Annotated in this window: 6 protein-coding genes; 4 read left to right on the top strand and 2 right to left on the bottom strand. The window is 60.0% G+C overall.

Translation table 11 applies throughout. From position 1 onward, the window contains the following. The first annotated feature begins 79 nt into the window (after positions 1-79). The 3 genes from QIW53_RS07320 to QIW53_RS07310 all read left to right on the top strand — a co-directional run bounded on the left by QIW53_RS07320 (position 80) and on the right by QIW53_RS07310 (position 6,520). Positions 80-2,017 (top strand): hypothetical protein, encoded by a 1,938-nt coding sequence (locus QIW53_RS07320; RefSeq protein ID WP_371048964.1) that lies wholly within the window; start codon positions 80-82, stop codon positions 2,015-2,017. Between the two features lie 100 nt (positions 2,018-2,117). Then, positions 2,118-4,040 carry a hypothetical protein gene (locus tag QIW53_RS07315; protein ID WP_371048963.1) on the top strand — a complete coding sequence of 641 codons (1,923 nt, stop codon included), beginning with the start codon at positions 2,118-2,120 and terminating at the stop codon, positions 4,038-4,040. 185 nt (positions 4,041-4,225) lie between these two features. Further along, the gene (locus QIW53_RS07310; protein WP_371048962.1) at positions 4,226-6,520 is read left to right on the top strand and encodes an autotransporter outer membrane beta-barrel domain-containing protein; all 2,295 of its coding nucleotides are present in this window, start codon (positions 4,226-4,228) and stop codon (positions 6,518-6,520) included. 70 nt (positions 6,521-6,590) lie between these two features. Here QIW53_RS07310 and QIW53_RS07305 read toward each other — a convergent pair whose 3' ends face one another. Beyond that, complete coding sequence (locus QIW53_RS07305) at positions 6,591-11,588, bottom strand: Ig-like domain repeat protein (RefSeq protein ID WP_371048961.1); 4,998 nt, start codon at positions 11,586-11,588, stop codon at positions 6,591-6,593. Here QIW53_RS07305 and QIW53_RS07300 point away from each other — a divergent pair. Next, positions 11,587-11,862 carry a hypothetical protein gene (locus QIW53_RS07300; RefSeq protein WP_371048960.1) on the top strand — a complete coding sequence of 92 codons (276 nt, stop codon included), beginning with the start codon at positions 11,587-11,589 and terminating at the stop codon, positions 11,860-11,862. The genes QIW53_RS07305 and QIW53_RS07300 overlap by 2 nt on opposite strands. A gap of 8 nt (positions 11,863-11,870) precedes the next feature. On the opposite strand, the gene QIW53_RS07295 is transcribed toward QIW53_RS07300, so the two are convergent. After that, entirely contained in the window at positions 11,871-16,367 is a 4,497-nt protein-coding gene (locus QIW53_RS07295; RefSeq protein WP_371048959.1) for a hypothetical protein, read from the bottom strand. Positions 16,368-16,476 lie beyond the last annotated feature (109 nt).

Genomic DNA, 16,476 nt, shown 5'->3' with positions numbered 1-16,476 from the left:
AGGTATGAGCTTTAAATGAAGCCATTCGCCTGGCGCCAACACCGCACATGCCAGGCACCTCAATCGAGGAAGGCCTGCAATGGTGAAGCCCATTATTCCCGCCGATCAGACGCCGGCTGACGGACCGCCCTCCAGCGTCGAGGTCATCGACGCGCCCCGCGTCCCGGCCGTCATCGACCCGGCCGACCCTAGGGGGCTATTACCCCTGTCGGCACTGGGCAACGATTTGATTATCGAGTTCGATGACTACGGACGTGGGCCCGTCAGGGACGAAGTCGATTGGGTCGAACTGGGTTTCATGTCGATAGGCACACCCTTCAGGAGGGTGGACCAGAGTTTCTTTCCAACCAGCGACCTGGTGTTCTTCCCCCAAACACTCAAAGTACCGAAAAACCTGCTGGTGGCTGGCGTCTACGAAGTGTCGCTGCGGGTATCAATCTACGGCATCAATCCGCTTGAGGGCGTCAGGAAGGTTTTGACCATCGACACTGGCAAACCCAACTTCGGTAACAAGCCTGATGCCGTGATTTTTCCCCCAGAGTTGAACGGCACCATCACTGAGGATTTTCTAACGAGCGAAGGCGAGGTCAACGTCACGGTGCCCTGGTACATCGATGCCGAAGCCCGGGATCGGGCCGAGTATTTCTGGACTGATCAGGACAACCCTCCCGACAGCGAAATACCGATTCGCGAACAGGAATTCAGTGCTGAGGACGTTGCTGCCAAGCACTTGCGCATCACCGTGTATGCCGACGAGATCCGTGCATGGGGCACCGGTGATCGCTTTATGTATTACCGGCTGAGAGATCTGGCGGGTAATACCGGACCGTTTTCCTATTTATCGAAAATCCGTGTGGATCTGACGCCTTTACCGGGGGGCTTGCATCCGCCCGTCGTGGAGTTGACGCCCAGGGGGCTGCTGGATCGGCAGCATGCTCGCGACGGCGTATGGGTGAAGATCGAACGATTCGATTTCGCCGACCCACAGCAGTGGGTGGCGGTTGACTGGGATGGGACCGCGCTCAGCGAATTCCCTGTCGACCCTTCCGCCTTTCCGTTGCAAATTCCAGTCCCCTGGCCAGCATTGCATTCCAAGGGCGACGGCCCGCTACGGGCGAAGGTGGATTACCGGGTTCGCCAGGGTACGGTCTACACCCCGCGTTCACCGGATATTTCGGTACCGGTCAACCTGACCGTGGCGGGTCAGGATCACGCCAAGGCACCGGCCTTGCTCAACGAGGATCTCGTGCTGGTGGACGTATACGGGGAGAAGTCCGCGACCAGGAATACGTTGACTGCGGACGACTACGGCTTCCCGGCCATCCTGCGCATGGATCTGTATGACGATCCACAACAAGGCCAATGGATTGATTTTTTCTGGGGCAGCTATCCGGGGCCTGCGGCTCGCTATGACGTTCAGCTGGGCGACGTTTCAGGTCAATCCATCGAGGTTTTGGTGCCCTGGGTCGTCGTCGACACCGACAAACAGAACCCGGCGTTGCCTGTCCACTACATCACCAGCAACGGTGTGAACGAGCAGCAGTCACTGCCGTCTTCGGTCGAGGTGAACATTGTCCTGATCGAAGATCTCAAGGAGGTTCAGTTCCCTCACGCCGGCAAGGACGGCGTCCTCCATTGCTGTGCAAGGCCCCGCTTGTGGGAGGGCGTGACGGTGAGGGTCCCGGCCGATCCCCGGATCGAGCAGGGTGACCGGATTGTGCTGGTATGGCAGGGCTGCTCGGGCCCGAACGGTTCCCACCCCATCCCTGGGGTTTTCGACGAAATCCCGAAAGAACTGACGCCGTACCGGCCTGGCGAAGATATCGACATCCTGGTGCAGGATTACGACAGGTTGATTGCACCCATGGTGAATAACGGATCCGGGCTGGCCTATTACAGGCTGGAAAAAAAGAACGGCGGTCGAGGGCGATCCCGGGCGGATTTCGTGGTGATCAATCGCACGTTACCCAGTGGAGAAATTTGTTCACCGACCAACGATCTGTGTGACGAAAACTGATGTGTTCGAGTAAGCAGTGAAAGTAACTGTCCGGAATCTGTCTTGAGAGTCAGCAGTGGGTGCAGATGACCTGACGTGCCTATTGAGAAGGAGAAATGCAATGAACGATTTCAACGATCTTTCCGTAAGTCAAAGCACCCGCTCGAACTTATCCGCCTTGCGCAAGCGCTTGCTCAAGCGGGCTGGCAAGGCACCGGTAGTGGTTAATTTATTACCGGCGCTGCCCTCGGACAACGTCATGAAACTGCAATTGAGTCGTCAGGGGACTGATTGCGAGGTGACCATTGACGATGTGCAAGTGCCACCGGGCGCTCAGAATGGTGATACCGGTATCTACCTGCTGAAGGATGATGTAGCGATTACGGCAGCGGTAGCACTTCCGATTCCACCGCCTGCTACTCTCACGATGCACATACCGGCTCTGGAAACGGCCACTCCCGGGACTTTCCGGTTGAAATATGAAACGTTCTATGCGACCAACACGGTTAAATCCGATGAATTCGTCTTTTACATCGATAATACCGCACCCCATCACGGTGCTCCCGGCGACGAACCCGTCCCGGATCCAAAGATTATCAACGGTGTGGTCACCAAGGAAATTCTGGACGAACTGGATGGTATTCCCCTGACTATCGACCCACCGGATGATATGCGGGAGGGCGATATCTATACCGGTTATTACGGCAAGAGTGATCCAGGTATTGCCGTTGCACCCTTTATTGTGACGAGTGATCTGACCCGACCGATTGTATTCAAGGTTCCCAAGAACATTGTTACGACGGTGGGACCAGGCAGTTGTATTTTCTATACCAAGTTTGAAGACCGTGTTGGGAATTCCGGGCCTTCTTCCATTCCCGTGGATTTGAACATTCGGCTGACACCGGCGCCCAGCGGACTGCTGCCACCGGTGGTTGGCGAGTTTGACGACGATGGCGTCATAGACCTGAATGACGCCTGGCCCGACGTGGCAGTTGTCATTCCAGCCTTCACCGGCGGGCAGCCAGGTGATCAGGTGCAGGTCACGTTCAACGGCGTTGTTCAGCCGCTCGCCAACTCCGATGGGACCACGGCGGTCATTGTCGATGTTCCGTTCGCAGATGTGGCGTTAGGGGGTGAAGGTCCCAAACAAGCCGATGTGACCTATGTGATTCTCCGTGGCAGCGACAGGTACCCGGAGCCGGTGGGAGAACAGGTCGATATTGACTTGACCACCCCAGGCCCGGTCCTCCCCAATCCCGATCCGGAACTGGGTAACCCTAACCTGGATAAACTCGTGGTGAAGGGTTCAACTGCCGATAATGAACTACGGCCAGGGGATGTAGGCAACCTTATCGATATCGAGTTGGAGATTTATGACGGTTACAAGGCTGGCGACCTGGTCGATCTTTATTGGAACAAGGTAAAAGTTCCAGCGCCTGATGGGCATTATGCGGTGGACGGCTCGGAAGCTCCGGATTTCAAAATTCCGTTCAAACTGCCATCGGCAATCTTCGAAGCGACCGGGAATGGTTTTTGGAGAGCGCAATACAAGATCACCAATCCACCTATCAATGGTGCGAACGAAAATCCGTCGCCGCCTACGATAGTTGATGTTCTCATCAATCCGGTCGACCTTCCGGATCCTGAGATTTTGCACCTTGCGACCAACCCGTTAGGCAAGAAATTTCTGGATTGCTCGTCGGTGAAAATAGTACCGGTGGTCGGCAGGGCAGCCATCGTCAAGATTCCCGGCGGTGGGGCGTTGGAGGCCGGTATGACGCTGGACTTCAATTGGATAGGAACACAGGGTGTTCCCAGTGATCCGGATATTCCTGATTACCCATTCTCGAAGACGCTGGAGGGCAACGAGCATATTGATGGGTTCGAGGTTTCCCTGCCGTACCAGACCGCACTCGTGCCGATCACCGACGGGGAAGGAGAAATCATCTACACCGTGGTCATCAATGGCCAAACCCACACGTCCAATGGGCACAAAGTGCGCGTTGTGTTGATCGATACGGGAGGCGGCGCCTGCCGCTTTTAAGCAGTTTTTATTGCACTTGGAGGCGGGAAAGTTTCCCGCCTCTGCTCGTACTTCTACGGGGATAAATCCCCCTAACGCTCGGATTAATCCTACATAGCGTTTGTTTTTATCTTTGTATTCTGCGCCCGAATTTCTGACGCCCTTCTCCGAGGGGTAAGTCCCGCTCAAATTTGGAAGGAGTTACCATGGAAGCTCGTTTGCCGTTGTTTCCCATACGCAGAATAAACAAATCCCTGGTCTGGCTGATCTTTTCCCCGACACTGTTATGCAGTCCCCTGGCACTTGCATTGACCACGATCGGTACAGGGGAAAGTGTGGACATCGATCAAGATACCGCGCCAGATAACTACCTGGTGCGTGACGGTGGTGTATTGAACTCCAACGGTGCGAATACTTTTGAGGTTTTGGTCAACACGGGGGCGACGTTCAATGCCGTGGGCGGCACATATACGGGGCGCCTCAGTAGCGCGGGTGTGAACATTACCAACGCCAGCGGTACGCTTGACAACGTCACCGTGACCGGTAACGCCATGGGCATGCTCATCAACCGCGCCAGCGGCACCACCACGGGTTCGACCGCCACCGTCAGCAACAGTCGAATCACCGGCGTCACCGCCGGGGTCGAAACCGGTGGCGGCAGTACGACCGTATTGACCAACACCGTGGTGACAGCCACTGGCTCGAACGGCATTGGCCTGAACTCCTTTGGCGCTGACGTCACGGCCACCGGAGGCAGCTTCACCGGTGGCACCAATGGCGCTCGGCTGCGAGCCGACGCCGAGGGTGTTGGGGATGGTGCCAAACTGACGCTGAGCAATGTGCGGGTGGAAGGCCAAAGCGGCGCTGCGATTCTCGCCGAGGGCGGGGTGAACGCCGATATTCAGGTACTGAACAACACTCAACTGATCGCCGGCAACAACCTCTTGCTTGACGTGCAAGGCGCCTCCACCGTCGCCATGACAGTAGGTAACAGCATCTTGCAAGGCAATATCAATATTGCCGGCAACAGCACCGGCAACCTGACGTTCGACCAGGGTCAAATGACTGGCGATGTGCTGGTCGAGGATGGCTCGACCGCCAACGTCACTCTGCAGAACAATTCGCAATTCACCGGTCGCCTCGACAAGGTTGACGGCGTGACCGTCAACAGCGGTTCGAGTTGGACCCTGACTGGCAACGATACCGTTGGAACGCTTGCCATGAGTGGCGGGACGGTTCGCTTCGGTGCGCAAGACGTCCCCGGCACGTTCTACCAGTTGAATGTCGGAACGCTGGCCGGCTCAGCGGATGGCAGCAGCGTGTTCGCGATGAAGGGTAACTTTGCCACTGGCCAGCACGACTTCCTCAACGTCACCGGTGTCGCCACCGGGCAGTTCGGTTTGCTGGTGGCGGCGTCCGGGCTGGATGCAGTGTCGCCGCAGGAACTGACCCTGGTGCATACCGCCGCTGGTGATGCGCAATTCGCCCTGACCAATGGCCGTGTCGATGTGGGTACCTGGTCTTATGAACTGGCGCAGCGTTCCGACGGCGCGGGCGGCACCGACTGGTTCCTCGATCCGACCACCCAAACCATCAGCCCCGGCGCGCGTTCGGTGTTGGCGCTGTTCAACACCGCGCCGACCGTGTGGTACGGCGAATCGAGCTCGCTGCGCAGCCGCATGGGCGAGTTGCGCTTCAACGGTGGTCAGTCCGGCGGATGGATGCGCACCTATGGCAACAAATACAACGTGGCCGACAGTTCCGGCGTGGGTTATCAGCAAAACCAGCAAGGCCTGTCCTTCGGTGCCGATGCACGGCTGGGCGATAGCCAGGTGCTGGTGGGTGTGATGGGTGGTTACAGCAAGTCTGACCTGAACCTGAATCAGGGCACATCCGGCACGGTCAAGAGTTACTACGTGGGACCGTATGTCACCTGGCTGGACGCCGACACCGGTTACTACTTCGACGGCGTGCTCAAGTTCAACCGCTTTCGCAACGAGTCGAAGGTCGGCCTGAGCGACGGCACGCGCGCCAAAGGCACCTACGACAACTGGGGCGTCGGCGGTTCGGCGGAATTCGGCCGGCACATCAAGCTTGACGACGGTTACTTCGTAGAACCGTTCACCCAACTGTCGGCGGTGCAGATTCAGGGTAAACGCTACTCGCTGGACAACGACATGGACGCCGATGGCGACCGTACCCGCTCGGTGCTGGGCAAGGCCGGTGCCACGTTCGGCCGCAACTTCGATATCGGCAACGGCGCCACCGCGCAGCCGTATCTGCGGGCAGCGGTTGCCCATGAGTTCGCCAACAACAACGAGGTCAAGGTCAACAACAATACCTTCAACAACGATCTGTCCGGCACCCGCGCCGAGTTCGGCACCGGTGTAGCGGTAGCGATGTCCGAGAAGTGGCAGGTGCACGTCGACCTCGATTACGCAAACGGCGAGCATATCGAGCAGCCTTGGGGCGGTAACATCGGTGTGCGCTATAGCTGGTAAGCGCTGCTGAGACAAAAAAAAACGCCTCGCAATCTGCGAGGCGTTTTTTTTGACGGTGGCTAGTGCCGTATCACTTTATTCCGACCCCGCTGGCGCTGACGATCTCTCCGATCTGGCCCTCCGCTCCCGTGACCAGGTATTTCACCCAGTACCGGACGGGGAACGGAGTGGCCTTGTCCACTGACCAGTAATAGTCGTTACCCATCGGCCAGCGACCGCCATACAAACTGTGTATTTCCCTCAGCTCGGCCATGGAGGGGACGCGCGCGCCGATATTGCTGGCGTTACGCAGGATGATTCCCAGAGCGCTGCGGCCGAGTCCGAAACAGTGGATCACGCCTGTCACGGTCACGGTATAGCTCTTGGTCTGGTTGGCGGTATCCTTGACGCTGATCGTCGCAGTCCCGCGTCCTCTCACGGTGACCAACCCCGATCGGGCATCCACGACAGCCACCCCAGGGTTGCTCGAGCTGTAGGTGAATTGCGGTACTCCACCGGTTGCCTGGTGCTGCACCGATGTTCCCGGGCCGAAGGTGGGCAGTACGTCAGGGTTGCCGGGAATCAGGTACGTCTTGCCGCTCAGGGTGACCGGCTCGGTGTTGAAGTTCAGGGGTGGGGTAGGCGATTTGACGGTGAAACTCCGGGCGTTGGAGTTCTGCCCCGTGGCGACGGCCCGGGCGTACACGGAATGACCGCCGACGCCGACCGCCAGGGTGGTGGTCCAGATGTTGTTGGCCTGCGCGGTCGCATTATGTTTGGGCGAGCTGTTGTCGAAGATTTGCACCGCGTGCGCCGCCGTCACCCGGCCTTGCAGCGTCACCGTGGTATCGGTGGTTTCACCGCCGTTCGGCAGTTCACCCCGGGAATCCCGGACCGAATCCAGTGTAGCGGCAATATGAGTGGCCACGGTAAACCCGCGCACTGCAGACTCCGGTTGTGTCGCGTAAGACGCCTTGGCCTTGATGGTGTGCGTTGCCACACTCAGACCGCTGAGCGCACGCGTCCAGATACCCTGGGCGTTGACCGCGGTGACAGGCGGGATCGCCGTGCTGCCGTCATACACCTGAACGGTCTGGTTGGGGTGGGCCTTGCCGGCGACGGTGACGCTGGTGTCGTAAGTGGTGCCATTGGGCTGAACTTCACCTCTGGAATCGGTGATGTTGGTGATGGTTGGCGGCACCGCGATGGCGACATTGACGGTCCAGGTTTCGGACTCCGGTTGGGCGCCGTACAACGCCTTGACCTTGAGCGGGTGTTCGGCGACCGTCAGACCGGTGAGTTGGCGGGTCCAGGTGCCCTGGCCATCGACCGTTATCACCGGTGTCAGCGGTGTGTTGCCGTCGATGAGTTGCACGGTCAGGTTGGCGGTCGCTTTGCCGTTGACCGTCACGCTGGTGTCGAACGTGGTGCCGTTGTTCGCGACATCACCCCTGGAGTCGGTGACCTTTTCAATGCTCGGCGCCAGGGCAACCGCCACGGTGAACGCACGGGTGCCGGACTCCGGCTGCTGCCCATACAACGCCCTGGCTTTGATGGTATGCAGGGTTACCGTCAGACCGGACAGCACCTGGGTCCAGATGCCCTGGGCGTTGACCGGAGTGACCGTTGGCAGCGCAGTGCTACCGTCATAGAGCTGCACGGTCTGATTGGCGTTGGCCGTGCCAGTGAGAGTGACGCTGGTGTCAAAGGTTGTGCCGTTGTGCTGCACCTCACCCCTGGAGTCGGTGATGCTGGTGATCGAGGGTGCATCGGCGACGGCGACGACAAAGGCGCGCACCGCTGACTCCGGTTTGCCGCCGTATTGCGCCACGGCCTTGATGTTGTACGACGCAACACTCAGGTTGCTGAGGACATGACGCCAGGTGCCCAGGCCATCAACGGTGATCAGCGGCAGCAGCGGCGTGTTGCCGTCATGCAACTGCACGGTCAGACCGGCGTTGGCGGTGCCGCTGACGGTGACGCTGGTGTCGAAGGTGGTGGCGTTGTGCGGCACCTCGCCCGTGGAGTCGGTAATGCTGCTGATCGCTGGAGGCTGGGCGACCTCCACCTGGAACGTCCATGTTCCGGATTCCGGCTCGGCACCATACAGCGCCCTGGCCTTGATGTTGTGCGTGGCGATTGTCAGACCGGCGATTGGCTGGCGCCAGTCGCCCTGGCCGTCGACTGCGATCACCGGCAACAGCGCGGTGGTGTCGTCATACAGTTGCACGGTCTGCCCGGGGCTGGCCTTGCCGATGATTGTCACGCCAGTGTCATAGGTGGTGCCGTTGTGCGCGACATCACCCAGCGAGTCGGTCACCCTGGTGATCGCCGGGGTAAGCGTTTCCCTCACGGTGAACGCGCGCAGCAGGCTGGACACTGGATCGGCCGGATACAGAGCCCGTGCAGCGAGGTGATAGTCCTTGGTGGCGAGATTGGCCAGGGACTTGCGCCAGACGCCATCGGTGCCGACATCGGCGTTGCCCAGGGACGTCGAACCGTCAAACAGCTCCACCTGTTCGCCCCGGGTGGCGGAGCCCTCGACGATCACTTGCAGGTCGAAGGTGTCGCCGCCCTCCGGTACTGATCCCTTGGAGTCGATCACGTCGCTGATCACCGGCGTCAGCCAGTCATAGCGGGTCTTGACCGTCAGTTGCAGGCGCGGGAACTCAATGGCGTTGCTTGGCTGATCCGAGCCATCGAACGCCACTTTGCAGATGACGCTCGCCGGGGTGGCGTGCCCGAGCTTCATCAATTCGCTTCTGGGCAAGGGTTCGTCGAGACCGTTGGCAACTTGCGTAGCGTTGATCTCGACGCCATCGAGCAGCGTGATGCGCTGCGCGCTGCCGGTTTCTGTCGTGCCTTCCAGCCACAGCCAGAGGTGTTGTTTGAGCGCAATGAAAGGCCAGCGGTCAACCAGTGCGTCGGCATCGCCAGTGAAGGTCGTCAGGTCCAGTACGTCGCCAGTGGCCTGTGTCACGCGTGGACGAGGCAGTTCGGTCTCGGGATTCTGGAAGTCCGAGACGTACAGATCCAGCGCTTGCGAAGGCGTACTGAAGTTGTAACGTGTCACCTCGTAGCTGACAGTGACCGGACGGCCTATATTGGCACCGATCACAGGGCTGGGGACGCGGAACGTCACGGCGCCGCTGGCGTGTCCGGGCAGCTCCAGGTCCAGTGAGGTCCCGGTACCCGGTGTGCCAAGCCATTTGAGGGTGATGGTGTCGAGGTTCTCTTTCATGCTTGGGTAGCTGACACGCACGTCGACGCCGGTGAGTGCGTCCATCGGGTTCAGGACGTCGTCGGGTGCCTGCACGACCTTGGGCGGCGGCAGCTCGCCGACCAGCTCGCCGATCAACAGCTTGAGCGGCATGGAATAATCGTAGCGCTGGGTGGCGGCCCGCCACAGGGAATAACGCACGTCGACGTATCGACCGATATTGGCCATGACATATTCCGCTTCGACCCTGAAGCGCAAGGGTTTGCCAGCAACGGGAGAGGTAATGGGCAGCCAGTCGCCGGTGCTGCCCAGCGGGCTGTCACCGCGCCAATAGTACGTGAGGATGTCGCCCTTGGCGGTTCCGAGGTAGTCGATCAGCACGTGGACGACATCGAAAACCTTGGAGGGATCCAGTACATCCGGTGGGTCGGCTTCTTCCACTTTTGGTGCGGGCAGCGTCGCGCGCGCCGCTTCGACCCTGATCAGCAAGTGTTCCGACTCGCTGACGGCATAGCGCGCCATGCTGTCGTTGGACACCGTGTAGGACAAGTCCAGGCGGCCGTTGTCGAGCACCGCGATGTGCTCGTTGCCGACGTAAAAGGTGGATCCGCCGCTCTCGGCTTCGCTCTCGCTGATGATATGGTCATCTTCATGCTCATAGGTCTGGCCGGCCGCCGTTGTGCCCAACCAGTGGTACATCACCAGATCACCATTGGTGATGCCCGGATAACGGATATCCACGGTGGCAACCGCCGTATCCGGTTCCAGAATGTCCCCGAGCAGCTCGCGAATCTGCGGTTCGGGCAGCAGTGAAACGTCTCCCGAGACATCGGCGAAACGTCGCTTGGAAGAGAGCTTTTCATTGGTTTTGGTCAGCACGTAGGAGGCGTCTGCGCTGCCCATGGCAATCGCCCGCACATCGGCGTAAGGCACCTTGAACTCCATGATGCTGGGCGTACTCAGCACCGGTTTGGACTCGGTGTGGGTGAGTGGCTCGCCGGCAAAGGGTGTACCGATCCAGGTCATGGTGACGGTATCGCCTACCTCGAAATCGGTGTCCTGAGCGAAGACTTGTACCGTGACATCCTGTTTGTTCAGGTCCTTGAGGGTGATTACGCCATTGATCGCTTCCTTGATGATGGGAGCATCCAGACGCCAGGCGCCTGCGTCGACGGCAATCCGGGTGCGTTTGGAGTGCCGGGACGCCCAATTGAAAACCTCGTCGCGAACGTCGTATTTCAGCTCCAGCGCGGCACTGTCGCCACCGGCCAGGATCGCGTCCTGATCTGCCACGATCACAATCGCATCGGTGCGATCGGCCTGCGCTTGCGTGACCACGTGAGGCGGTAGCGTCCAGGTGCCCCAGCGCATCAGGATCACATCTCGCGGGGCGATATCGGGGTAGAACGGAATGGTGATCGGCACGCCTTTCCTCGCCCACTCGGCATCCACCACGCCTTGGGCGATGAGCTCCGGTGGCAACTGCACGATGTGCAGCTCGGAATGTCCGTCGGGTAAGTGCGGTTCCCGGTCACGCCCACCCGGCAGGTTCAGTTTGACCCGCAACGCCAACGGCACCGACGGGTCCTCGGGTGTGGTCTGGCCATCGCGGGTCAATTGGTAGTAACAGGTCGACACGCCGGGCGCGAACAGTGCGCTGGGCAAATAGAAGAACAGAGGGGTGTCGACTTCGCCAGGCTGGACCTCCCGAGTCAGGACTTCGACATCATCGACGTAGACGACACTTTTTTCGCCTTCCTTCATCTCCAGGTACGCGGGGATCGCACACATGACCCCACTGGGGGACTCGCTGACCACTTCAATGTTGATCCCGCCATCGACGTTGACGTCGATGAGCGGAGTCACCATGCCCGAGATCCGCAGGGGACGCATGGAGGCCAGGGTGTTTGCGGATGCACGCCGGGTGGCGGTGCGGGGGCGATTGGAAGACATGACAAAACTCCTGATCGAGCATGGCCATTGGTTCAGCCTGGAGTTTCATTGGGCCTCAGGATCGGGCGGTGGGCTACTGTCAGATTTGACAGGATGGTGGCTGTTTTCGACGGGTGGTAGCTGGTTGCAGGGCGACGATCAATCAAAAGCGGCCCTCCGGCCGTTTTTGATTGATCAAGTAACTTGTTGACCTGTGTTTCATCTCCAGCGAAATTCGACATATTGCGTGGCGCCTACGACTGCCCAATTGTCAATTTCTATGTATGAAATTTCAGAGTTGGATGGCGCATCATAGGTATATTCTAAGGACGGGGTGCTTCCGATTTTAGAAAGAATTTTTTCACCTATTGATTGTCCGCTTAAGTTGTAGAAGACAACTTTTGCGATATCGTCCCGTCCGGGGTTTTGGATGCGGATATATCGGATTGTAAATGAGCGTGCGAATCCATTTATGATCTTTATTCTAGCAGCGGCATAGAGGTATAAAAGTCGGTCCTGGTGTACTTTGTTTACCCGCATTCCGGCTCCTGCAGCGGTCACCGTGAACTCCAGGCCACTTGTGCTTGCATGTTTTTCTCCTACTTCTGTTAATTCAAATGCTGTGCTGACCGGGAAATCCTCGAAGCCCGTTGTCAGTGCGATAACAGTCAGGATTCGAGGTGCTGACTCCGGCAAGTTTCCGTACTTCGCCTTCACCGTGTAGCTATGCGCCCCCGGCGCCTGGCTGGCGAGCGTATGTTTCCACTCGCCGTTCGCGCCAACACTGATCGTTGGCACAACCACCCCGCCCTTGTCACGTAACTCCACCGTCAGGCCTGCCGCAGCCTTGCCTGTCAAGGCGAAGGTGGTTTCTTTGGTCGTGGTGTCATGCGCAATTTCCGCGCCCTTCGTGTCCTTTATCGAGATGATGGTTGGATCGACGAGGGCTGCGACCGTCAGCGTGCGCACATTGGAAAAGGTCGCCGCGCTGTGGTACAGCGATTGCGCATACAGCCGGCGGCCGCCCAGCGGTACGGTGATCGTATGTTCCCAAAGACCGGTGGTGGTGTGAGCGGTCGCGATGCCTTTGGAAGCTGCACCGGTCCCTTGCCCGTCAAATATTTCCACCTGCTGACCATTGCTTGCCTTCCCCGACAATTTCAATGACGTACTGGCCGTGAACCCGCCTTCGCCAATTTCCACCCCCGCGCTGTCCAACACCTTGTCGAGGGTCGGGACCAGCAGAGCCACCACTGCGACCTTGCGGGCATTGGAAACTGCGCCACCCTGGCGCCTGGCGCGCAGCTCATAAGTGGTCCCGGCCACCAGGCCGGTCAGGGAAAACTCCCAGTTACCCTGCGGGTTGACCTGGATTTCGGTGCCGGCAATCGGTGCGCCGGCGTTGACCAGATCGATTGTCGAGCCGGGCGTGGCGATGCCGCTGACGATGACCGTGGTGTGCACGGTCTGGCCGTTATTGGCGATCTCCACGCCTTTCGGGTCGGTGATCAAGCGCAGTTCCGGAACGATGTTGGCGACCACCGTCAGTGTGCGTGCCGCCGATTCCTGACCCGCGCCATACAAAGCCTTGGCCGTGAAGCTGTGGGTGGCCACCGTCAGGGCGCTGACGGTCTGCTCCCAAATGCCGGTCGTGGCGTGTGCCGTCGGGGTGCCTTTGGATCCCGTGGCATCGCGGACATCGACCTTCAAGCCCTTGGCCGCGCTGCCGGTGAGTTTCACGCCGGTCTCCACGGTGATTCCGCCATTGGCGATGGCGGCGCCGCTGGGCAGGCCGTTCGCTGCGGTGATGGTCGGCGCATCGGCGGCGACGATGGTCAGGGTCCGGGCAGTCGACTCCAGCCCCGAACCGTACAAGGCTTTGGCCGTGAAGCTGTGGGCGCTCACGCTGAGTGTGGTCATCGTCCATTCCCAGATGCCGGTCGTGGCGTGGGCGACGGGCTCGCCTTTTATCGTGGTGCCATCGCGCACTTGGACCTGCTGCCCCTTGGCGGCGCTGCCGGTCAGTTTCACGGTGGTGTCGACGGTGATGTCGGCCTGCGGAATCTCCACGCCTTTGGAGTCTTCGGCTTTGGTGATCAGCGGTTTTTCATCTGCCACCGTATTGAGGGTGTAGGTGCGCAGCGGAAAGGTCTGCGCCTCGGCTTCGACCTGGCTGCCACCCAGGGCAGCCTTGAATTCGAGGCTGAACGTCGAGCCGTGCTTGAGCCCCTTGAGTTCGTTCAACCAGGCTGCCGTCAGGTTGTATTCGTAGAAGCCGGTCAGCCAGGCCGGGTTGGTGATGGACGTCGGTGCCTGCCAGATCAGTTTGTCGTACACCGTGCCGTTGGCCAGCGTGCCCTTGAAGCGCAGCCAGACGTACTGTCTCAGGGCAATCAGCGGCCAATTGGGCGCGTGAATCGTCGCCGTACTGATCGCCGCCAGGTTCAGTGTCGGTCCATCCCCGCCGTTTTCCGCCTGGAGGATTTTCGGCACGTTGCTCAGGTCCAGGCGCAGGGCCAGCACCACCAGCTGCCGGGCCGTCGAGGGCAAGGGCGCATTGCCGCCGCGTTTGACCGTGTAGCTGACGCTCACCGCCTTGCCCAGATTGAAGGCCACCACACTGTTGACCAGCGCGATTTCCTGCACGCCAAGGACCTGCACTTTTTTCGCCGGCGCGGTATAGGAACCTCCTGCCGGTGAGCCTGGGGCACCGGTGAAGGTGACCACGATTTCATCGTTCAGGGCCATGCCGCTGTAGTTGACGAGCGCGGTCAGCGCGTCTTTCGCCGCGATCGGGTCGAGGCTGATGTCGTCCGGCGCTTCCTTCAGGCGCGGTGGTGTGAGGTCCAGCACCGTGCCGACGCTGAATTCCAAAGCGTTCGAGAAACTGGTGGGGCGCCCGTCGGCCCACTTGATCGAGTACGACGCCTTGACCGTGCCGCCTTCGTTGCCCTTGATCAGCTCGGCCGAAATCGGGAACGGCACCTCCTGGCCGGCGGTGAAGGAAGTGAGTTTGATCGAGTCGCTGTCCGGCCCGGTTTTCGAACCCTGCCATTCGCGAAAGACCTCGTCGTCCTTGACCGTGTTCCGGTACAGCACGGTCAGGGTGGTGCCGGCGGTGTCGGGTGGCAGAACACCGTCCACCACGAAGTCGACCTTCGGCTCGGGCAATTCCAGGCGCGGTTCGCCGACTTGCAGCGGCTCGGCGTGGATCGATTCGCGGATGGCGTGGGTGGCGTTGGCCCGGTTCATGGTGCCGAGCACCGCGTCTTCGATCAGCAACTGGTAATACAGCTCCAGGGTGCCGCCTTCGATGGGTTTGAGGTGCGCGCCAGGGACCGTGATCGGCAGCGGTTTTTTGTCATCGATCTCTTTCGGGCTGATTGGCCGCAGCGGCAGGTCCGGCAGGTAGGTGCTCAAATCGGGGCGGGTACCGAGCCAGAACAGTTTGATCGCCTGGCCGGCGAGGAACGAGTCATCGAACGGAATTTCCACCCGCACCTGCGCCAGGTCCGGGTCGAGTGCCCCTTGTTCTGCGTCGAGTGCCACCGGTGCCTGCAACCGCCGGACTTCGCCGATGACGTTGATGAAGCGCGTCTTCGACGGCAAGTCTGGCGAGCCATCGGCTTTCTGCAGACGAAAGGACAGGGCCAGTTGTGCCTTGGCCAATTGCCGCAACAGGGCATTGGGGATGGAGATTTCGGGAATGCTCGGCACGTTGCTCAGCGGGTCGCTGCTGATTTCCACATCGATCGGCCCGCCCTCAGTGGGCGTGCCCTTGATCCTGAGAATGATGATGTCGCCGACCTTGAACTGGCTTTCGTCCATGGCCACGACTTGTGCCGTACCATTGGCGTCGCCCAGCTTGTCGACGTCCAGCACGTTGTTGCTCGCTTCCTTGAGCAACGGCGCCGGTAACCGGCTCGTGTCGATTGCCACCACCACGCGCTGGGCGACGCTCCAGTCTTCGGAGCGGTTGTCGACCAGGTCGTACACTTCGTAGGCCACCGCCAGGCCGCTGCTGTCGGAGTCGGAGGCTTCGCGAATGTGCGCTTCGGTGACGTGCACGGTGACCGGTGCCTTGCCGTCCGCCTGATCCTGGGTCAGCGGAGCGCCGAGTACGAACACGCCGCCCCAGGACACCTGGATCACATCACCTGCCGCCGCGTTGGGGTAAGGCTGTGCCGAATCAGGATCCGGGCCGATGGTGATCAACACCCCGGCGGCCACGTTGTCCTTGTCGATGCCGCCCTCGAGAATGTCCTTGGGAATGGTCATGATCAGAGAGGGATGCCCCGGCTCTTCGCTGGTGTCCTGGCCGCCGGGGCGGTCCAGTTTGACCAGCACGTCCATCACCTCGGAAGGCTCGGCGGTCTGGCCGAAGCGAGTCACCGCGTAGGACACCTTGTAGCGGCCATCCTGAATACGCGCCGTCGGCACGAACTTGGTCAGCGTGGTGCCGATCTCGTGGTCTTCGACGGTGGCGTTGATGACCTGATTACCGGTACCCCACGACACCACCAGCTTGTCGCCACGCCCCATGGTGCTCCAGGGACCGGCACGGCACAGCAAGCCCTGACGGGGGAAATTGTCCTGAGCCGCAGCAATGTTGATGCCCCACACGTCCGGGTTGCTCGACACCGGTCCGGTACGGCCGGGGATGTCGAGTTCCTTCAGAATCAGCGGGGTGTTGCCGGACGGGCCGAGGGTGTTCATGGCGAAACTCCGAACGGAAGGGCACGGAGTGATTTAACGCGAGGTGGGGAGGGTTGACTACTGTCATATCTGACAGGGAAAGGCAGTTACACGACGAACGGTCGGGCAC

The sequence above is a fragment of the Pseudomonas fluorescens genome, assembly GCF_041354075.1.
Taxonomy (GTDB): domain Bacteria; phylum Pseudomonadota; class Gammaproteobacteria; order Pseudomonadales; family Pseudomonadaceae; genus Aquipseudomonas; species Aquipseudomonas fluorescens_CE.
Note: the sequence above shows the minus strand (reverse complement) of the source record. Positions and strands in the feature narration are given on the sequence as shown.